This is a genomic window from Paenilisteria portnoyi (assembly GCF_014322795.1).
Lineage (GTDB): Bacteria > Bacillota > Bacilli > Lactobacillales > Listeriaceae > Listeria_A > Listeria_A portnoyi.
This window is the reverse complement of sequence record NZ_JAASTT010000023.1, coordinates 1-19,350: the sequence shown is the minus strand read 5'-3', so window position 1 is coordinate 19,350 and position 19,350 is coordinate 1. Positions and strand designations below refer to the sequence as shown.

20 protein-coding genes are annotated in these 19,350 nt (G+C 41.2%); 5 read left to right on the top strand and 15 right to left on the bottom strand.

Going from position 1 to position 19,350, the window contains the following annotated elements:
- Positions 1-58 precede the first annotated feature (58 nt).
- Genes HCJ66_RS13650 through HCJ66_RS13640 form a run of 3 tightly spaced genes read right to left on the bottom strand, consistent with a single transcriptional unit; the run spans position 59 to position 2,698 of the window.
- Positions 59-817 (bottom strand): iron ABC transporter ATP-binding protein, encoded by a 759-nt coding sequence (locus HCJ66_RS13650; RefSeq protein ID WP_187133634.1) that lies wholly within the window; start codon positions 815-817, stop codon positions 59-61.
- Positions 814-1,755 (bottom strand): iron chelate uptake ABC transporter family permease subunit, encoded by a 942-nt coding sequence (locus HCJ66_RS13645; RefSeq protein WP_187133633.1) that lies wholly within the window; start codon positions 1,753-1,755, stop codon positions 814-816. The genes HCJ66_RS13650 and HCJ66_RS13645 overlap by 4 nt, the downstream gene beginning before the upstream one ends.
- Positions 1,748-2,698, bottom strand: coding sequence for an ABC transporter permease (locus HCJ66_RS13640; protein WP_187133632.1), 951 nt, complete (start codon positions 2,696-2,698; stop codon positions 1,748-1,750). The genes HCJ66_RS13645 and HCJ66_RS13640 overlap by 8 nt, the downstream gene beginning before the upstream one ends.
- Before the next feature lie 168 nt (positions 2,699-2,866).
- Between HCJ66_RS13640 and HCJ66_RS13635 the strand changes: the two genes are divergently transcribed.
- Entirely contained in the window at positions 2,867-3,037 is a 171-nt protein-coding gene (locus HCJ66_RS13635; RefSeq protein WP_156110608.1) for a hypothetical protein, read from the top strand.
- Positions 3,038-3,095: 58 nt separating this feature from the next.
- Here the strand turns inward: HCJ66_RS13635 and tdcB are convergent, their stop codons facing one another.
- Together tdcB and ald are read right to left on the bottom strand one after the other, a co-directional pair.
- On the bottom strand, positions 3,096-4,094 hold the full coding sequence (gene tdcB, locus HCJ66_RS13630; RefSeq protein WP_187133675.1) for a bifunctional threonine ammonia-lyase/L-serine ammonia-lyase TdcB: 999 nt from the start codon (positions 4,092-4,094) through the stop codon (positions 3,096-3,098).
- The gene (gene ald, locus HCJ66_RS13625; protein ID WP_187133631.1) at positions 4,094-5,197 is read right to left on the bottom strand and encodes an alanine dehydrogenase; all 1,104 of its coding nucleotides are present in this window, start codon (positions 5,195-5,197) and stop codon (positions 4,094-4,096) included. Before ald ends, tdcB begins: the two co-directional genes overlap by 1 nt.
- 353 nt (positions 5,198-5,550) lie before the next feature.
- Here ald and HCJ66_RS13620 point away from each other — a divergent pair, with 353 nt between their 5' ends.
- The 4 genes from HCJ66_RS13620 to HCJ66_RS13605 all read left to right on the top strand — a co-directional run bounded on the left by HCJ66_RS13620 (position 5,551) and on the right by HCJ66_RS13605 (position 11,554).
- Positions 5,551-7,656, top strand: a complete 2,106-nt coding sequence (locus tag HCJ66_RS13620) for a BglG family transcription antiterminator (protein ID WP_187133630.1) — start codon at positions 5,551-5,553, stop codon at positions 7,654-7,656.
- A 98-nt stretch (positions 7,657-7,754) separates the two neighbouring features.
- Positions 7,755-8,945: a glycine C-acetyltransferase gene (locus HCJ66_RS13615; protein ID WP_187133629.1), complete on the top strand. Its 1,191-nt coding sequence runs from the start codon at positions 7,755-7,757 to the stop codon at positions 8,943-8,945.
- 221 nt (positions 8,946-9,166) lie between these two features.
- Entirely contained in the window at positions 9,167-10,138 is a 972-nt protein-coding gene (locus tag HCJ66_RS13610; RefSeq protein ID WP_187133628.1) for an L-threonine 3-dehydrogenase, read from the top strand.
- Positions 10,139-10,228: 90 nt separating this feature from the next.
- A complete protein-coding gene (locus tag HCJ66_RS13605; protein ID WP_187133627.1) occupies positions 10,229-11,554 on the top strand; it encodes an APC family permease in 1,326 nt (441 codons plus the stop codon).
- Positions 11,555-11,606: 52 nt separating this feature from the next.
- On the opposite strand, the gene HCJ66_RS13600 is transcribed toward HCJ66_RS13605, so the two are convergent.
- The 10 genes from HCJ66_RS13600 to HCJ66_RS13555 all read right to left on the bottom strand — a co-directional run bounded on the left by HCJ66_RS13600 (position 11,607) and on the right by HCJ66_RS13555 (position 19,291).
- Positions 11,607-13,331, bottom strand: coding sequence for a carboxylesterase family protein (locus HCJ66_RS13600; RefSeq protein WP_187133626.1), 1,725 nt, complete (start codon positions 13,329-13,331; stop codon positions 11,607-11,609).
- 356 nt (positions 13,332-13,687) lie between these two features.
- A complete protein-coding gene (locus HCJ66_RS13595; protein ID WP_187133625.1) occupies positions 13,688-14,158 on the bottom strand; it encodes an SMI1/KNR4 family protein in 471 nt (156 codons plus the stop codon).
- Positions 14,159-14,179: 21 nt separating this feature from the next.
- On the bottom strand, positions 14,180-14,743 hold the full coding sequence (locus HCJ66_RS13590; protein WP_187133624.1) for an HNH endonuclease signature motif containing protein: 564 nt from the start codon (positions 14,741-14,743) through the stop codon (positions 14,180-14,182).
- 117 nt (positions 14,744-14,860) lie between these two features.
- Positions 14,861-15,316: a DUF4274 domain-containing protein gene (locus tag HCJ66_RS13585; protein ID WP_187133623.1), complete on the bottom strand. Its 456-nt coding sequence runs from the start codon at positions 15,314-15,316 to the stop codon at positions 14,861-14,863.
- A gap of 11 nt (positions 15,317-15,327) precedes the next feature.
- Positions 15,328-15,483 (bottom strand): hypothetical protein, encoded by a 156-nt coding sequence (locus HCJ66_RS16240; RefSeq protein ID WP_246438695.1) that lies wholly within the window; start codon positions 15,481-15,483, stop codon positions 15,328-15,330.
- A gap of 7 nt (positions 15,484-15,490) precedes the next feature.
- Positions 15,491-16,753 (bottom strand): T7SS effector LXG polymorphic toxin, encoded by a 1,263-nt coding sequence (locus tag HCJ66_RS16235; RefSeq protein ID WP_246438693.1) that lies wholly within the window; start codon positions 16,751-16,753, stop codon positions 15,491-15,493.
- Positions 16,740-17,051 carry a hypothetical protein gene (locus HCJ66_RS13570; RefSeq protein WP_187133622.1) on the bottom strand — a complete coding sequence of 104 codons (312 nt, stop codon included), beginning with the start codon at positions 17,049-17,051 and terminating at the stop codon, positions 16,740-16,742. Before HCJ66_RS13570 ends, HCJ66_RS16235 begins: the two co-directional genes overlap by 14 nt.
- A 19-nt stretch (positions 17,052-17,070) precedes the next feature.
- Positions 17,071-17,367: a hypothetical protein gene (locus HCJ66_RS13565; protein WP_187133621.1), complete on the bottom strand. Its 297-nt coding sequence runs from the start codon at positions 17,365-17,367 to the stop codon at positions 17,071-17,073.
- A 429-nt stretch (positions 17,368-17,796) separates the two neighbouring features.
- Positions 17,797-18,726: an ABC-2 transporter permease gene (locus HCJ66_RS13560; protein ID WP_187133620.1), complete on the bottom strand. Its 930-nt coding sequence runs from the start codon at positions 18,724-18,726 to the stop codon at positions 17,797-17,799.
- Positions 18,707-19,291, bottom strand: a complete 585-nt coding sequence (locus tag HCJ66_RS13555; protein WP_187133619.1) for an ATP-binding cassette domain-containing protein — start codon at positions 19,289-19,291, stop codon at positions 18,707-18,709. Before HCJ66_RS13555 ends, HCJ66_RS13560 begins: the two co-directional genes overlap by 20 nt.
- Positions 19,292-19,350: the final 59 nt, after the last annotated feature.

Here is a 19,350-nt window from a genome sequence, read left to right as displayed (position 1 = left end):
TCTATTTTTGAAGCTATTATTCCTTGTCATACCAACCGTTTCGCGCTCCTCACCTCCTTTATTTAAAATACACACCAATCCGGTCATTATTAATCAACGAAATCGGAATATGCATATCAAAAACTTGCGCCAACACATCTTCCCGAATCATCTCCGCCGTACTGCCATTCGCTACAATCGCACCATCTTTAAGTGCCACAACCGAATCCGAATAACACGACGCAAAATTAATATCATGCAAAACGAGCAACACCGTCTTCCCCAGCTCGTCCACCAAACGCCGCAACAACTGCATAATTTGCACCGAATGCTTCATATCCAAATTATTCAGCGGCTCATCCAGCAAAATATAATCCGTATTCTGCGCAATAATCATCGCAATATAAGCACGCTGCTGCTGACCACCACTCAGTTCATCCAAATAGCGCGATGCCAAATCCCGCAACTCCATATAATCAAGCGCCATCTCAATAAACGTCTCATCTTCCTTTTGCAAGCGGCCTTTCGAATGCGGAAAACGTCCAAACGCTACCAAATCCCGCACCGTCAAACGCATCGTCACATGGTTACTCTGCTTCAAAATCGACAACCGTTTCGCCAAATCATCCGACTTCCAATCACCAAGCGCCACGCCATCCACGAAAACCTCACCACTATCCGATTTCATCAAGCGCGCAATAATCGATAACAACGTACTTTTTCCAGCACCATTCGCCCCGATAAACGACACAATCTGCTTCTCAGGAATCACCAAATCAACCGCTTGAAGCACATTTTTTGTCCCATATTTTTTTCCCAAATTCCGTACTTCAATCATAATTTCGCCCCTCTCAAAAGCAAATACAAGAAATACACGCCGCCACAAAGATTAATAATCACACTAATCGGCGTATCGAAATGGAACACCCGCTCCGCCAAGAACTGCCCACCGACAAGCGCCACCAGGCTTATCAAGCTTGCCCCAACAAGCAATGTCACGTGCCGATGCGTTTTCAAAAACTGATACGCCACATTCGCGACAATCAATCCTAGAAACGTAATCGGTCCAACAAGCGCCGTCGCAACCGAGACCAACACCACAATAATCAGCAGCAACTGCTTCACAATCTTGTTATACGGAACGCCCAAATTCACCGCATGATCCTTGCCCAGCGCCAGCACATCCAAATACTTCACAAATCGCAACAAATAAAGCATCGCTGCCACAAAAATAAGAATTGCAATCGCTAAAATCGACGTATTCACATTGTTAAAGCTCGCAAACATCTTATCCTGCACAATCTGGAACTCATTCGGATCAATCAACATCTCCATAAACGACGAAAAACTAGAGAAAAACGTCCCGCAAACAATCCCAACGAGCAACAAGAAATAAATATTCCGACCATTCCGTTTAAACATCAACCAGTATAAAATAAGCGCAAACCCCATCATCAAAACAACCGATAAAAAGAAATTCCAGCGCCCACTCCCAGCCCGCATCAACGCCTGTGATCCGAAAATAAACACAAGTGACGTCTGCAATAACATGTATAACGAATCCAATCCCATAATCGAAGGCGTCAATATTTTATTTTGCGTAATCGTCTGGAAAACAACCGTCGAAACCGCAATCGCAATCCCCGTAAACACAATAGCAATCAATTTCGTCGACCGAAGCTCCAGCGCAAAAGCCGGACTTCCACCCATAAATAAAAATAAATAACCAGCCATCAAAACCACAACAATACCTGCTAAAATCCAATTTTTACGCATAGGCTTTTCTCCTCATTAGCAGATAAATAAAAATCGCGCTCCCTATAATCCCGACCATCAAACTAATCGAAATTTCGTACGGATAAATAATCACCCGACCAAGCACATCACAAAACAGCAAGAAAGTCGCACCGAAAACCGCCGTATCAAACAGAGTTTTCCTAATATTATCCCCACGGTAAATCGACACAATATTCGGTACAATCAATCCAAGAAAAGGTATCATGCCGACCGTCAGAACAACAGAAGCCGTAATGAAGGCAACTATCACCAAACCAATCCGCATAATCGACTTATAAGACAATCCTAAATTCCGTGAAAACGTTTCCCCCATCCCAGCAACTGTAAACTGATTCGCATACAAATACGCAATCACAATCAGTGGAACCGCAACGTAAAGCAACTCATATCGCCCTTTTAGAACCATCGAAAAATCCCCTTGAAGCCACGAAGAAATATTTTGAATTAAATCAAACTTATACGCAAAAAACGTCGTAATCGAACTAAGAATCCCGCCGAACATCAAGCCAACAAGCGGAATAAAAATCGTATCTTTAAACGGAATCCGCTCCAAAATTTGCATAAATATAAACGTGCCAAGGAGCGCAAATAAGAAAGCCACACCCATTTTCACCAGAGGACTTGCCGTTGTAAAAACAAGTAAAGACACCAATATCCCTAATCTCGCAGCATCCATTGTCCCCGCTGTTGTTGGCGAAACAAACTTATTTTGCGTCAAACTCTGCATAATCATCCCACAAATACTAATGCCAGCCCCCGCCAAAATAATACTAATCAGCCTTGGAATCCGACTTATCCAAATAATGTCCCACTGTTCTCGCGTCAATTCAAAAATATGTACGATAGAAATCTTCTGCACGCCCACGAATACCGAAAGCAATGCCAATAATACAAACACAATAATAAGTATCGATCTCTTCAAGTAATCACCCACCTTTTAATTGAGAATGATTTTCATTATCATTTACAGAACCTATTCTAATAGAAACACTTCCGCTTGTCAAGAGCATGTTTCCATCTATCCAATTCAAAAATTCGTGTTTTAACTCCACCACCTCAGGGTAAGGAACAACAAAGGAGGTTTTAAAAAATGACCAATTCTAAAAAAAGTCAGACCTCGCAAGCGATTCACACACCGAAAATCAGTGACGCTCTTCCAAAGGACAAAGAGAAAAAGCCATTCGCCGAAAATTTACATGGGAAACCGCATCAACAAGTACAGGACTCCCATCAACAGTTCCATAGAAAAATTCTAAAATAAAATACTAATCGCCAAAGGTTTTGGAACAACCTTTGGCGATTTTTTGCACATATTCCTGTTATTTGACGATTTCACTGGAAAAGAAATGCTCACAGACTTGAGAAATCCGCTCTAAATCCACATTCCCACCAGAGATGATGCAAACGACATTTTTTCCCTTCACATAATCTACTATTTTATCAGAAACGAGTGCGGCCTCGCTAAGTGCCCCAGCGCCTTCTACAACTGCTTTCCCGCGCTGTAGCAAGTCTTTCATCGCTTGTTCTAACTCGTCTTCTGAAACCGTGATAATCTCATCTACCAATTCTCTCACAATTGAAAACGTGATGTCACCAGGAACTTTCACTGCACAACCGTCTGCCATCGTTGGCGCATCGTAATGCGGCGTTATTTCTCCAGCATCGAACGACGATTTCATCCCATGCACATTTTCAGCTTGCACACCGATAATGCGAATGTTCGGATTAAACGATTTCAGCGCAATCGCGATGCCTGATATTAAACCACCGCCGCCAATTGGCACGATGACCGTATCGACATCCCACATATTGTCCAAAATCTCCAAACCGATCGTTCCTTGCCCAGCAATTACCGCCGGATCGTCATACGGATGCAAAAAAGTCCGTCCTGTTTTCTCCGCGATTTCGATGCACTTCTCTTTGGCTTCATCAAACGTTTGCCCATATAAAACAACATCCGAACCATAACCTCTCGTTGCATCAATTTTAGCTTGTGGCGCGGTTTCTGGCATCACGATTTTACTATTGATTCCGAGTAATTTGGAGGATAAAGCAACGCCTTGCGCATGATTCCCTGCCGAGCAAGCGATGACGCCATGTTCTTTTTCTACCGTCGTCAGGGCCGCAATTTTGTTGTACGCGCCACGGAATTTGAAAGAGCCTGTTAATTGCATGTTTTCTAACTTTAGGTAAACGTTTGCTTCTGTCACACTTGTTAAGTAGAATGATTTTACAAGCGGTGTTTTGCGGGCATTATCTTGGAGCGTTTCCTTCGCTTTATTAATGTCCCAAATAGTCACAAATTCATCCGTTTTCATCATTGGAATACCTCACTATATTCCATTCCTAACGTGTCGGCGAGACTTTTTGACATGATATGACCATGATGGATATTTAGCCCACTTGCCAAGGAAACATCTGCGAGCATAGCTTGTTCCAGTCCTTTTTCTGCAATAGCTGACAGATAAGTGAGATTCCCAGTTGCCAGCGCCATCGTCGAAGTTCTAGGCGTTGCGCCCGGCATATTCGGAACCGCATAATGAAGGACACCATGCTTGATAAAAATTGGATCATCATGCGTCGTATAATGCTCGATGGTTTCCACGGTTCCGCCTTGATCGATAGCAATATCAACAATGACGCTACCCGGTTTCATCGATTTCACCATGTACTCCTTGACAATTTTTGGCGGTTTCGCTCCAGGAATGAGGATTGTCGAAATAAAGACGTCCGCTTTCTGGATTTCCCGCTCCAAATTTTCCGTTGTTGACGGCAAAATAACGACTGATTTCCCTGCGTAATGTTCCGTCAAATATGCAATACGTCCCGGGTTCAACTCCAAGATTGTCACGCTGCAACCAACTCCAATCGCCATGTCGCACGCATTGATTGCCACGTTTCCCCCACCAAGAATAACCACCTCACCAGCCGGGATATTTTCAATACCAGATAGCAAAATCCCCTCACCTTGATGTTGTTTTTCCAAATAATACGCGCCCATGAAAATCGCTCGACGTCCTGCAATTGCGCTCATTGGTTTTAGCAACGTAAGCACACCATCTTTTTCAATTGTTTCTCCGCCAATCGCTGTGGCACCTGCTTTTAGAAGAGCTTCCACACACGGTTTCGAGGCGGCTAAATGAAGAAATCCCCAGATAATCTGACCTTGTTTGAAAAATGGATATTCAGAAGGTTGTGGCTCTTTCACCTTTACGATCATGTCCGCCATCCAAGCCTCTGCCTGGTCCACAAGCGCCGCACCAGCGTCCACATATTCTTGATTCGTATAACCAGAACCAATCCCAGCATCTTGTTCTACTAATACAACGTTCCCTTGATTCACCAATATCGCCGCGTTTTCAGGCGTCATTCCGACACGCGCCTCGCCTGCCTTGATTTCTTTCACAACACTAATTTTCATCTTCGTTCACGTCCTTCTTTTAGATTGTGTTTGCGAGTACAGAATAGCACCCCCCTCGTAAACGCTGTCAAATTGAGTTTGATAAAATTTTCACAATATAAAATAGCAATTAAAACCCGAAAAGCACTGCGCACCAACACCTGCAAACACTAGAAAAAGCACTCATTTCGTGGCTTGATATAACTTTGTCCATCTTTTCAATTTCAAAACTGGACAAATTAGCAATATGTTTGTATTGCTTATATGCAAGCGGAGTCATAGTATAAGGGTGTAAGGTGAATCTTTAGCAGCGAAAGAAATGAAACGCATACGCAGCTTTCATAGGGAAAATTTCTGCGAAAGGAAGAAGCATAATGTACCTATCTGCACGTTCACGAATCATTTTAGAAAAAATTCTATCGGTACCCGGCGACATTTCGATTGCACAACTCGCTTCTTATCTGGATGTCAGCGAACGAACCGTGCGTCGCGATTTAAAAGAAGTCGGCGAAACATTACAAGATTTCAAATTAACCTTAGTCAAACACGGAAGTCGGCTCACCGTCACTGGCGCATCTGCCCAACGCGATCGCATTCAAAAAAACATATTGGAGCTCGTCAATAATGAGTTTACGCCTTTCGAGAGACAACAAATCATCTTGCGGGTGCTTTTAAGCGAGTCCGAACCAGTGAAATTGATTGCGCTTGCCAACGAACTGTCCGTCACCGTAGCCACTGTAAGCAGTGATTTAACCCGATTAGAAGAAGACTGGAACGGCAAAATCCATATTAAACGAAAACGTGGTATCGGCGTCGAATTAGAATCTTCTGTCTTAGAAAAACGCGAACTGCTCGGAGAACTACTTTTAATGACAGTTCCGAAGATTAAGCTCTATCAAATGTTCAGCGACCTCCTAGACGATAACGAAGCCCAAATCGATGAGCGTATCGTGGATTTCGTCGACCTATCTCTTTTGCACATGTGCGATCCGATCATCACTAAATGGCTGAAAAAGCTTTCCTATGAGATTAGTAATGATTCCTACATAAACGTGCTGACCTACCTCATGATAACGATTCAGCAAATTCCAAAAGGGAAAATCATCGCGAAAAGGGAGGGAAATCATGTTTTCCTGCAAGAATATCCTGAATACGACATCGCCGAACGAATTTTGCGTGATTGTTTGCCCGATATGGTCGAAATCCCAGATAGTGAAATCGCGGAACTGACGATGCTCGTGCTCGAATCAGAAATTCGCCGCGGACAAGACGTTTTTTACCGAAATGAGAAAGTACAAGCCATTCGAATTGCGAAAAAGCTGATTTCCCGTGTCGCGAAAGAAATGGATACACCGCTATCACAAATCAATGTTTTAAAAGGGCTCACCGAACATATCCAGTATTCCATCATCCGATTGAAGAAAAAAATGCCGATGAGCAACCCGCTACTAGAAATGATTAAAGCGGAGTTCCCAGATCTATTTGATATCGTGCATACAGCAGCCTGTGACGTCTATCCCTTCAAACAAATTCCAGAAGAAGAAACTGGATTCATCGTCCTTCACTTCGAAGCCGCGATTATCCATTCTGAAAACATGCGACCGTATAGCGCACTCATCGTGACCTCCCGAAGCAGTGGCATCAATACCTGGCTACAAGCAAGATTTCGGAAGCGCTTACCCAAACTAAAAAAAATGAAGTTCATCACGCCAATCGACCTTATGAAAGAAACCAATCTAGAAAAATACGATATGATCCTCTCGACATCACATTTAGAGAATTTCACCCATGATTATCAATTTATCAGTATTTTTTTCACAGATAATGAAATCAACGCTATCAATAAAAAGCTCGAAAAAATCGCGAACCGTAAGCAAAACGAGACTTTTCCAATGGATGCCGTTGCAACGACCGATTTCGAGACTGCCTTATCGAGTTTGACTGCGATGCAAACCTATTATCATTTAATTATCTCACTCATTAAGGCTACCTATTTTACAGCGAGTAGCGTGATGACCCGCAATTTAGAAGATAACCTCCGCGGCTTCAGTCAAGAAATCGCACAGAAAACCAATCTCGCAGCGGACAACCTTTACGAACAATTAAATAAACACGAGAATCACCGCAAAGTCTTGGCCTGCGGAACAAATACGGCCATGTTTCTTATCAATACAGAGGTTGAAACTGCCTCGATTCACGTTTTCGGCTCCAAGCATAATTTAGAAATGCACATCGCATCAGAAGGCAAAGTCAACATCACGAATATCCTCGTCTTCTTACTACCAAATACCCTAACAAGCGAAGAAATCGAGATTTTCACCTACTTAATCACGATGCTGACAGAGGATGAAATCGCGACTACCATGATTGAATCAGGCAACTCAGAAAAAATCAAAAATCTGATTCTCTCTATACTTCAAGAGTTTTTGGAGCAAAAAAATAGCAATCATCTGGTGACCGATCGATCGCTTGGTTTCTAGTTTTACTTTGGCATTACCGCGCCTGTCCTTTTCCCACCCCCATCCGGCGATAAGGACGCGTGATAATATATAAAAATTTTTTAGGAGGAATCTCTCACATGACGAACAAAGTTTTAAACGACTTTCTAGAACCCCAATTACAAGCATTACGAGATCAAGGACTTTACAACACCATCGATACCGTTGAAGGTCCAAACGGCGCGAAGATCAAAGTGAACGGCGCTGAATTGATCAACCTTTCTTCCAATAACTATTTAGGCTTCTCAAATGACGACCGCTTGAAAAAGAAATGCATCGAAGCAACCGAACAATATGGCGTCGGCGCTGGGGCTGTGCGTACTATTAACGGCACCATGACCATCCATAATGAGCTGGAAACACGACTTGCAGAATTCAAGCACACCGAAGCTGCAATCGCTTTCCAATCCGGTTTCAACTGTAATATGGGAGCGATATCCGCCGTTATGACGAAAAAAGACGCGATTATTTCCGATGAACTAAATCACGCCTCTATCATTGACGGGTGTCGCCTTTCCGGTGCCAAAGTACTGCGCGCCAAGCATCAAGATATGGACGATCTTCGCCGCGTCGCCAAAGAAGCCACAGAAAGCGGACTATACGAAAAAATTATGTACATCACGGATGGCGTTTTTTCCATGGATGGCGATGTTGCCAAAATCCCTGAAATCGTTGCTATCGCAGAAGAATTCGGCTTAATTACTTATGTAGATGACGCACATGGCTCAGGCGTTATGGGCAAAGGTGCAGGAACCGTGAAACATTTCGGCATGTCAGATAAAATCGACTTCCAAATGGGCACACTATCCAAAGCAATTGGCGTTGTCGGCGGCTACGTAGCAGGCTCTCAACAACTTATCGACTGGCTAAAAGTTCGAGCTAGACCGTTCCTATTCTCCACCTCTTTAACACCAGGTACCGCGGCTGCCTGTATCGAAGCTATCGATATCATGGAAAGCGACCCAGAACGTATGGAAAAACTGTGGGAAAATGGCACGTATCTCAAAGCTGGCTTAGCGAAATTAGGTTTTGACATCGGACATTCAGAAACACCAATCACACCTTGCATCATCGGCGACGAAAACCTAACACAGCAATTCTCTCGCCGCTTATTAGAAGAAGGCGTGTACGCAAAATCCATCGTCTTCCCAACTGTTCCAAAAGGTACCGGCCGCGTTCGTAATATGCCAACCGCTGCCCACACAAGAGAAATGCTCGACGAAGTACTAGCAACCTACGAAAAAGTCGGCAAAGAATTAAAAGTCATCTAAAAACAGGTGGGAGAAAGTGATTCCAAATGCACTTTCATTCCCTTCCAAAGCACAATACCAACTCAATACGTGTGAATAAAGAACAAAAAAGAGCTGCTGAGTGCACATTCGTCTCAATGTTCACCCAGCCGATTACTCTTTCTAACACCAAACTTAATTATACCACTAAAGCGAACAGAACATATAAAAATACGATTTCTAATCCAATGGAGGTTTTTTAAATGAAAAAAGTACTTATTACGGGTTGTCTAGGTCAAATTGGTTCTGAATTAACGATGCGTTTGCGCGCTGAAAACGGCACGGATAGTGTTGTCGCTACAGACATCCGCCGTATTGCTGGCAATGAAGTAATTGAAAGCGGTCCCTTCGAAATTTTGGACGTTACCGATAAAGATAAGATGATGGATATCGCGCGTGAATATGAAGTCGACACGATTATTCATTTGGCGGCCTTACTTTCTGCTGTGGCCGAAGAAAAGCCACAACTCGCGTGGAGCCTCAATATGGGCGGCCTTGTCAACGCGCTTGAAGTCGCTCGCGAACTGAACCTAAAATTCTTCACACCAAGCTCCATCGGCTCATTCGGACCTGGTACGCCGGCGGACAATACACCACAAGACACCCTGCAACGCCCAACAACCATGTACGGTGTCACGAAAGTAAGCGGCGAACTACTTTGCGACTACTACTTCCAAAAATTCGGCGTAGACACTCGCGGCGTGCGCTTCCCAGGCCTCATTTCTTACAAAACACTTCCAGGCGGCGGAACCACCGATTATGCCGTAGATATTTATTATGAAGCACTGAAAAACAAGAGCTACACCTCGTTCATCGATAAAGGCACGCACATGGATATGATGTATATGCCCGACGCGATCGATGCTATTATCAAATTAATGAAAGCGGATCCAAAACACTTAGTTCATCGCAATGCCTTCAATATCACGGCAATGAGCTTTGACCCGGAACAAATCGCTACTTCGATTCGCAAATTTATTCCTGATTTTGAGTTAAAATACGACGTTGATCCAGCCCGCCAAGCCATCGCAGACTCATGGCCCGATTCGCTGGATGCAAGTTGCGCTAGAAACGAATGGGATTTTGACCCGCAATATGACCTAGACCGTATGACAAAAGATATGCTGGAAAAGCTGACAAAAAAGCTAGAAAATGATACAGTAGTAAGGCATTAATAAATTTCTATTTTTAATAAAACAACTGTTGCGTAGGGATCGGTGTTCAGAGGGAGCGCTGATTCCTGACAACAAGCGAGGGGAAAACACATGGAAAATCAGAAACTAAAAAAAGAGATTGGCTTTTTTACTGCACTAACCATTGTTATGGGAACTGTTATTGGTTCCGGCGTATTCTTCAAACCTGAGGCCGTTTATTCAGCTACAGGAACCGCGAGTCTTGGCCTGCTAGCTTGGATTCTCGGCGGCGTTATCACCATTTGCGGAGGGCTAACCGCAGCCGAACTCTCCGCTGCCATTCCGCAAACCGGTGGAATGATGATGTACCTTCAAAAAACATATGGCAAACTAACTGCGTACTTACTTGGCTGGGCACAAACCGTTATTTATTTCCCAGCAAATATCGCGGCATTATCGATCATTTTTGCAACACAAGTCGCGAATCTTTTCGGAACTGGTGACGGCATTATCGTTCCGGTTGCCATCGCTGCCGCAGCATTTATCATGCTCATGAATTTTATCGGTGCAAAAGTCGCCGGATCCTTCCAAGCAGTCACAACAATCTGTAAACTGGTGCCTCTTATCTTAATTATTATATTTGGACTTTTTCATCAAGGTGACGTCGCGTTTCGGTTATTCCCGATAAGCGTAGAAGACCACCCATTTTTGACAAGCTTAGGTTCTGGTCTCGTAGCAACCATGTTTGCGTATGATGGCTGGATTCACGTTGGTAACATTGCCGGCGAAATGAAAAACCCGAAAAAAGATCTACCAAAAGCAATCGTGTTCGGACTAACAGGCGTTATGTTGGTTTACTTATTGATCAATATCGCTTACTTGTTCGTGATGCCCGCCGCTGCACTAGCTGCTACAGCAACACCAGCGTCTGACGTTGCGAATATCATTTTCGGCTCTATTGGCGGTAAATTGATTACTGTTGGTATTCTGATCTCCGTATTCGGCACGATAAATGGCTATACGATGACCGGAATTCGGATTCCATATGCAATGGCTCTTGATAATCAACTGCCATTCAGTAACTGGTTCAAAAAACTTGGCGCAAAAAGTAGCGTCCCTTACAACGGTGGAATTGTCATCTTACTTATCTCCATCATCATGATTTTCAGTGGAGGATTCAACCAACTAACCGATATGCTTATCTTCGTTATTTGGATTTTCTACACTCTTACGTTCATCGCTGTCTTCGTGCTGCGAAAACGAGAACCAGAGCTTGTCCGGCCATACAAAGTCCCACTCTATCCAGTGATACCAATCATTGCGATTCTCGGTGGTGCCTTCATCGTCTTCAACACCCTATTCACACAACCGATGAACGCCGGAATTGGACTCGTTCTAACAGCAATTGGACTACCAATCTATCTTTATAAAAAGAAAAAAGGACATTTCTCTGAATAAAAGTATAAAAAGCATTGGAAACTGGTTTTCACACCAATTTCCAATGCTTTTCTTACTTCACCCAGAGACTCTTATTGTTGAAATAGGCATCTAGCTCACTGCTAAACCATCGCCCATTTAATACATCATGAATTATTGTATTTTTTGCGTTTTCGGGAATGGTCTGATCCTTTTTTATCGCATCAATGATTGTTTGGTTTGTTTTTGTTTCTTTTGTCATCGTAGCCTTCGCATCAACTTCATTTGCGTCAAGCACTAGGCTTGCCTGATTATCTTTTTTCCATGCCGACCAAGTTGTTAGGCCAGCGCCGTTCGGATTGCCTTCATGCAAGAAATTTTTCAAGTAGCCGCGGAACAGTTCTTTCAATTGCTGCGCTCCTTTTAGTCCGTATGACTCACTCATCGTTCCTAAATAGCTCTCATTGTTCGTATCTAACAACGGTATGAAAACACCATGAAACGCGCCTGCCAAATCCATATCATCCGTCTTCGTCAAATGCGTGCCAAACTGCATTTCCGTATTATAAATCGGTGCCGAATACTGATCTGCCATTTTTTCAGCTGACTTCTGTGTATTAAATAATCGGTAGAAATCGCTTCCATATTTCTTCGCAAAATTAAATTCCGCCAGTTTGCTCGCATCACTCGGTATCGTCCCATCTCCAATACTTGCGGCAAAATACGGATCTCCCATCGCGAAAAATGAAAACTCGGATGCGCCAGTAAACATCATCAATGGAACATCTGAATAATTCGCATCATCAAAACCATTTTTCGGCAATACGGTCCCATCTGTGTACAAATGAGGAAACGCACTCATTCGAATAGCAGCATCCCCCATCAGACCACTAAGCCGTTTAGCAGGTAGTTGATAAAGATAGTCACGAACATCTTTACCGCTTGTTTGTAACCATTGATATGCCTCATCTTCGGTGTTTTTCACCTTATCTTCTACAACGAGTGGCGCAATCGCTTTTGCAAATACTTTAATGCTCTCCTCTTCATTCGCTGTCGTCATCCCACCGCTGAATGCAATCGCTTTTTGATATTTATCTTTAAAGAGTGGAGAAGCAAGTGTTGCCATCACATCTCTACCTCCAGCCGAAAATCCTGAAAGCGTAATATTGTCTTTATCTCCACCAAAAGCCTCAATATTGTCTTTTACCCAATCTAGAGAAGCCGCCATATCAAGCATCGCATAATTCCCTGAATCCTCTAAATCGTCACCTGTATTCAGCGCTGGCAACGGGTTAAAGCCTAATGGACCTAATCGATAATTAACCGAGACAAAAACCGTCTCTAAATCCTTCACAAAAGCTTCCCCTGATAGTTCAGCCGATGTCCCACCTTGATTATTTCCACCATGAAGATAAACCATTACGGGAAGGTCTTTCTTCTCCGTGTTAGGACGGTAAATATCTAGGTTTAAATTGTCTTCACTACCGATTACACCATCAGCACCTGTCTGTATAAATGCCTGGCTATCTTTTTTAGAAGCATCGAATGTGCCCTCAAATTTTTCAAGCTCATGAGGCTTTTTCCAGCGTAAATCCCCTGTTGGTGCCTTCGCGTAAGGAACTGCTTTCCACGCTAAAACATTCTCATCCGTATTTGTGTACCCTTTGATATTTCCATATTGTGTTTCTTGGATTTCTCCCATTTTATACGTTTGCTTTTGTGCCGTTTCATTATCCTTCTTTTCCCCACTTAAATTACCACAACTCACAAGTACTAACATGATTAAAACAAAGAGCAATATTGAAATAGTTTTCTTCATTTTTTTCCCCCTTAAATTGAACTTGAAAAGAAACCGCTTTCACTATATTATATCATGGGAAAATGCTTATAAATATGTACATTTTGTTACGTTTTCCAATGTATATTTACCTATTCCGAGTAATCTGGTAATTTAAACGGAGATTTACTCACTGGTTTTTTCTAAAAGGCAAAGCAAAAAAACGCTTGAAGCATATTATACATCAATGCTTCAAGCGTTTCTCCATTTAATGGAGACAGTGGGTAATATATAGCTAATAGAATTTATTTAAACATGTTTCATATCATTTGATGTATTTGGAGTTCTGTTTACCCATCTTTTTTCTCAATATACGAGTATCAAAATACACTCATACATTATTCTAAGCTGTCGACAAACTCTTCAAAACTATTTGCCACAAAATATACCACGGGATCTAATTCCCCTGATTCTTCATGATTCCAAACACATAGTTTAGGTGTATCCTTTGATTCCCTGTAATCTAGACAAAGATAATCTCCAGCAAATAATATCGCGATTGGTAGCAAGTCTACACCTACTAAATCCTCATTATCCGTTAGTCGTTCTTCAATTCTTGTGAGCGTAACATCAATATCATACTCTCCCAAATCATTGTTTTCAGTGTCTTCCAAGACGCATAAAAATCGGTCAATTGCATATGAATGATTATTAGCCATAAATGATTTTTCAGCTGGAACTCCACCATTGTTCTCAATTAAAAATGATTTATATTTCGCTGGAAGTCTAACTCTCCACATACTTTCTTCATTACTTACTATCTCTTCTGTTGGTAGCGGTAAAATAATTGAACCTTTTTCTACATTCATTTTATACTCTCCTCACTTATATCATCTCGGAGCATCTGCCCACATTCCACTTGTTCTCCCACCATTATGTGGAACAATATCATGAATTCCTGTCTCCACAAGTTCCATTTTTCCTGGTGTCTCGGTATGGTGCCATGTCATCCCCGACTGTTTTCCACCGACTTGCTCATCTAACCACTTAAATTGTTCTGCATCCGTCTTCTTCCAAAATGCCTGCGGTAGTTCCACTGTCTCTTTAACGGCGCCTGCACTCTTGAAATCTGCAAATCCAAATTTCATACCTTCTACTTTCTTCACTTCTACTTTTGGTAATAATGCCTGTGAAACAGCAGTATCTTTAATTAATTTCTTCTCTTTAATTGAGAGTTTATCGCCATCTGGTATACTTTTTTGCCAAGACCATTTTTGATTTTTTCTAACAGTATCTGCATAAATTTTAGCCATATCATCTAATGATTTACCGTTATTCAATATTTGCATACCAGCTTTGCGTGCCGCTTTTTCATATTTCCCTTCACGAATGACTAAATCACTTTTAATCTTACTAACACCAACTTTAGGGTACTTAATAATTTTCCCCTTCATAGCAACTCCACTAATCAAGACACCAGCAATAATAGAGAAGCTTTGTGCTTTAGTTAGTGGCACATCGGGATTCAACTTATTACTAGTCTGGCTCTCAACTTAGATTTTTGTATCGAACTATATTATAGGAATCTCAATATCATTTCCCGCTATGCCATCCAAGAAAAAACCAGGTATATTTGGATTCGATTTTCTCAATTTAAATAGTTGCACCTTACTTAGCTCTGGATAATATGAAATACTGCTTCTCTTGAACCCCTCTGCCTCGAGAATAGAATAAACTTCCGTTATAAATTTACTCCACTCGTCCAGCCCCGATTGTCCCACACTTTCTCTATCTTCTAGTAATCTAATACCATCAGACAAATAAAACATCATTAACCCCGTAGACATATCACAATTATCATTAGCAATAATTGCTTTAGGTATACTAAATCCGTTATCCCAATTATAATTTGCCACAAGTACATAAAGCATTTCTGAATCTTCAATGCTCGCCACTTGTTTTTTGGCGTCATTCAAATCCTCATTATACAAAATTGTCTCTATTTGCTTAATTTTATTATTTTCCAATTTAAACACCCCTACTTAATTTTATTAAAGTGCCTTTCCCATAGATCCATAGTTGCACCTTGTGATGGGTACAATGGCAATCCTGATTTTTGCACCTTAACCAACTTATTTTGTAAATCAAACACATCTTTTTGTAGTTCAAACACGCTTTTACTTGTATCCATCATAAGCAACCTACTCGTTATAGACTGAGTGATAGCCTCTATGCCTAGACATCGGGCTAATTGCACTATCTGGTACTCGCAAAAATAACCCATTTGTAGCATCATCGAGATTCATTCCAATTTTTTTAATAACAGGGTTCTTTGCCATATCAGCAGGTATAACATGTTGGGCTTGGTATCCTGTCCATTTACCTGATCTGCTTAATCCCATAGATTCTAACATATTTTTACCCAACTTTGTAGAATTACCGCCAACGACGACTCCTACTTTACCTGGAATAATTCTAATATTTTCAAATTGATACTTAGGAACCTTTATACCTCTACCTTTTATGGCGATACCGCCCATCAAGACACCCGCAACAATAGAAATACTCTGCATTTTGGTTAGCGGTACATCAGGATTTAATGTATTTTTACCCTTTATAGCATCTAACATATAATCCGTCATAAAATCGCCAGTTTCTTCGGATGTTACTTTAATTGTACCATCTTTCAAACCGTCGTTGTAGGCGATGCTTGCTTCTGCAGTTTCGCGATTCGTGATGCCATTTTTACTTAAGACCCAATAACTACCTTCTAACGTCTTCGTGTAATCATCGAAATTATACGTTTTCTTTGGCTTCTTCTCTGGCACTAGATGATTCAGCCAACCCAATTGCATTTTGCTGGAATCGTACGTATGTGTCGTGCCATTGAACGCTTTTCCAGCCATGATTTCATTCACGCCAGTCTTCACCTGATACATCCGTGATAAAACGTCATGCATCACGTTCGTATGACTATGTTCAAAATCCAGATACCGTTCTAAAATCTTGATCTCCTCTTTGATTTGCATCATCGACGTTTCCAGCCCCAGCTTCATGCCTATCTGTTGTCCGAGGTTTAAGTTCCCCGTCATCGAATCCATCGCATGCGTGAAGTCATCCAACAAGTTCTCTGACCGCCTAATTTCGGCATACAACGCGTCCAGTTTATCCGAGTCCAGTCGCGAGTCAAACGCATCATCCACCTGCGATTCAAAATCCTGCACATACTTCTTCAAAATCCGATCCGCTTCACTCAAACACTCAATGGTCGTGTCTACGATGGGATAATGCACCGTTTCGTAATAGCTTTTCGCACTATCGACAAACTCACCTTGGATCTCACCATCCGCCACTAACTTCGCAACGGCTTTCCGATAATCGCCCAGTGCACCCCGTAATCGCTCGCTTTCTCGTAAAAATTGCCCCACGAAATAGCGTACTTCCCCAATTTCAATCCGCGGCATGCGCATCAGCCTCCTTCGATGCAAATTTGGCTCGTTGGTGCGCTCGACGGGATTCTTGTATCGCATCATCCACGGCGTACATCTGTTTTTTCCGCTTCTGCCATTCTTCTGTCATGGTCTCTTCGACGAGTCCTAATCGCTGTCGTGAACGGTTCCCCTGCCACGCATCCTGAAATGTATGTAACACATTTTCTTGCGCCCGTTTCGCTTTTGAAAATAGTTGCTCTAACTCCTCAAACTGCCGCTCTTTCTTGATTTGTTCTTTCCAAGCCTCTTCTTCCCGTTGTCTTGGTTGCATTGCTATGTATCCCCCTTATCTATTTTTTACTGCCCACCCATTCGATTCCTTTGTGTAGCATATCGCCCAGCGCTTTTTCTGAGGCAACAAATGCTTTCTCCACATTCTTCAAATTCGCTGTATCTTTTTGAAACGCAGCGGGAGCAGATGCTGTCATTTGTGCAAATTCCATCGCGCCTTCTACCAATTGTCGCGCGCTACCAGTGGAATACGATACACTCGGTTTTGGCTGTAATTTCAGCGTATTTGTTGTCGCTTGGATTGCACTCGCATGTTCCGCTATTCGACCGCTTGGTAATTGTATTTTTTTCGCCATTCTACCCATCCTTCCATTTATTCTTTAACTCTACAATATTGTACCATATCAAAGAAATTCTTGCTGATTTCAAAAAAAGAAAAACACCCCTAAAACGTTTTATACCAACGCCTCAAGAGTGATTTTCTCCTAAACAATATTCTTCTTTAAACTTCCAAAAATGGAGACGGTGACCGTATAACCCGTTCATCAAAGGTACTCGTACCAATGGTTGTACTATCCCATAAATCACTCTTGTGGCAAATTTGTGGCAAATGATTTTAGCACTGCTTTTTCTTTAATAACTGCTTTTTATAATTCTCAATTAATCCAATTCCACTTGCATCAGATGCTTTAGGCAAGATGCCTAGCTTTCTATATTTTCAATCATTCAACATAGTCATACATTTTTGCAGCAACTTAGTGGAGATCATTCCAATATTATCCGATTCAAAGTTTAGGACATAACCTTTTTTCATTCCACTTGTAAGAAATAATTGTAAAGACAATACACACAGTTATAACAATCAAGTAACCAGCTATAATATTTGTACTCACTCCTGATACCACTTCCATTGTTGAGGCTGAGGTATTGTATATTTTAGATATTGTAAGAAGCATCAAGTTTTTCAGATCATAACCGCCCAAATTTGGTACAATAAACATGTATAAAAATAACATGACTATGCTTACTAACGTTGAACGAATCAGAATGGTTAGTGTGAAGAAAAAAGTTCCAAATAAAATAAAAACTAATGACTGATAAAGAAACTGTAAGGGTAGTTTCGACAAGTAGTTCACACTTGTATTAGGCTGAACACCTACTAATAAATTAAATAAATACTGTACTCCTATCGAAAGCAATATTGTAATCAGAGCAGTAGCGACAGCAACAATCGCAATAGATATAAGCTTACTAAAATAGAAAGATTTATAACCTCTTAATAATAACTGATTTTTAATCGTTCTATATTTAAAATCAAAAAAGGCAACATGACAGCTATATACTCCAAAAAGAATGGGTAAGATTATAATTGCAATAGATGTAAAAATTTGATTGGGCGCATTTAAGGGGTTTATTGCCACTTTTGCCGCGATAACACGGTAATAATCATATTTTAATGCATTGCTTATCTCTTCCGAATTACCATCCTTCTTAATCTTCAACTCCTCTGAAAGTGCCTGCTTCAAGGTAATTCCATCTTGTTCATACGTCTCCATTGTTATATCAAATCGATTTTCTTTTTGATGGAGCGAACTGTATTGTGTATAGCTAGAAAATACACACATCACAATAAGAGATATAAATAATGAAATAAGATATTTTGCCTTCCATTGATAAAATAATTGCATCTTTACACTAGCCCACATACTTTTCATATACGCTCTCCAAATCTGTAAACTTTTTTATATCAACATGAACTAGTTGCATATCATTTATTACAAAAACTTCATCCAAGATTTGATTATAAAAATCAAATTGATGCCCACACACTAGTACAAGCATTTTATCTTTGCATGATATTAACAAATTTTTAACTTGCTTAGCTGTTTCGTAATCCAAGCCATTAGATACTTCATCCAAGATTAGCATTTCTGGCTTTGTAAATATGGCAATAAAAATAGACACAATCTTTTTTTGCCCTAATGAATACGATCCTATTTTTCTCTTTAGCACGCTATCATCTATGTATTTCAGTAGCAATACCCGCTCCTCTTGTTCTAAATCTCTTCCAACCAATAATTTAATATTATCATATGCATTTAAATTGCTATACAATTGTGACTCATCAAAAACCGCTGCAATGTTTACAGGCTTGATAATCTTACCTAGGTAGTCTTCAAAACCCATAATACAATTAAAAAAAGTGGTCTTTCCAGCCCCGTTTTTCCCTAGAAAAAAAATAATACCTTTGGAATCAAGCTTTGAACTGCTCCCTGTCAAGTAGACAGGCTAAAAAACAAAAAGAAATAATATGACTTGGAACAAAAATACCATATTTA

What these genes read in the sequence shown, in the direction of transcription:
- HCJ66_RS13595 (WP_187133625.1), bottom strand. Translation starts at nt 14,158, where the DNA reads ATGAATGTAGAAAAAGGTTCAATTATTTTACCGCTACCAACAGAAGAG.
- HCJ66_RS13645 (WP_187133633.1), bottom strand. Translation starts at nt 1,755, where the DNA reads ATGCGTAAAAATTGGATTTTAGCAGGTATTGTTGTGGTTTTGATGGCT.
- HCJ66_RS16240 (WP_246438695.1), bottom strand. Translation starts at nt 15,483, where the DNA reads ATGATGGATACAAGTAAAAGCGTGTTTGAACTACAAAAAGATGTGTTT.
- HCJ66_RS13605 (WP_187133627.1), top strand. Translation starts at nt 10,229, where the DNA reads ATGGAAAATCAGAAACTAAAAAAAGAGATTGGCTTTTTTACTGCACTA.
- HCJ66_RS13560 (WP_187133620.1), bottom strand. Translation starts at nt 18,726, where the DNA reads ATGAAAAGTATGTGGGCTAGTGTAAAGATGCAATTATTTTATCAATGG.
- HCJ66_RS13615 (WP_187133629.1), top strand. Translation starts at nt 7,755, where the DNA reads ATGACGAACAAAGTTTTAAACGACTTTCTAGAACCCCAATTACAAGCA.
- HCJ66_RS13650 (WP_187133634.1), bottom strand. Translation starts at nt 817, where the DNA reads ATGATTGAAGTACGGAATTTGGGAAAAAAATATGGGACAAAAAATGTG.
- ald (WP_187133631.1), bottom strand. Translation starts at nt 5,197, where the DNA reads ATGAAAATTAGTGTTGTGAAAGAAATCAAGGCAGGCGAGGCGCGTGTC.
- HCJ66_RS13600 (WP_187133626.1), bottom strand. Translation starts at nt 13,331, where the DNA reads ATGAAGAAAACTATTTCAATATTGCTCTTTGTTTTAATCATGTTAGTA.
- tdcB (WP_187133675.1), bottom strand. Translation starts at nt 4,094, where the DNA reads ATGAAAACGGATGAATTTGTGACTATTTGGGACATTAATAAAGCGAAG.
- HCJ66_RS13590 (WP_187133624.1), bottom strand. Translation starts at nt 14,743, where the DNA reads ATGAAGGGGAAAATTATTAAGTACCCTAAAGTTGGTGTTAGTAAGATT.
- HCJ66_RS13610 (WP_187133628.1), top strand. Translation starts at nt 9,167, where the DNA reads ATGAAAAAAGTACTTATTACGGGTTGTCTAGGTCAAATTGGTTCTGAA.
- HCJ66_RS13570 (WP_187133622.1), bottom strand. Translation starts at nt 17,051, where the DNA reads ATGCAACCAAGACAACGGGAAGAAGAGGCTTGGAAAGAACAAATCAAG.
- HCJ66_RS13565 (WP_187133621.1), bottom strand. Translation starts at nt 17,367, where the DNA reads ATGGCGAAAAAAATACAATTACCAAGCGGTCGAATAGCGGAACATGCG.
- HCJ66_RS16235 (WP_246438693.1), bottom strand. Translation starts at nt 16,753, where the DNA reads ATGCCGCGGATTGAAATTGGGGAAGTACGCTATTTCGTGGGGCAATTT.
- HCJ66_RS13620 (WP_187133630.1), top strand. Translation starts at nt 5,551, where the DNA reads ATGTACCTATCTGCACGTTCACGAATCATTTTAGAAAAAATTCTATCG.
- HCJ66_RS13635 (WP_156110608.1), top strand. Translation starts at nt 2,867, where the DNA reads ATGACCAATTCTAAAAAAAGTCAGACCTCGCAAGCGATTCACACACCG.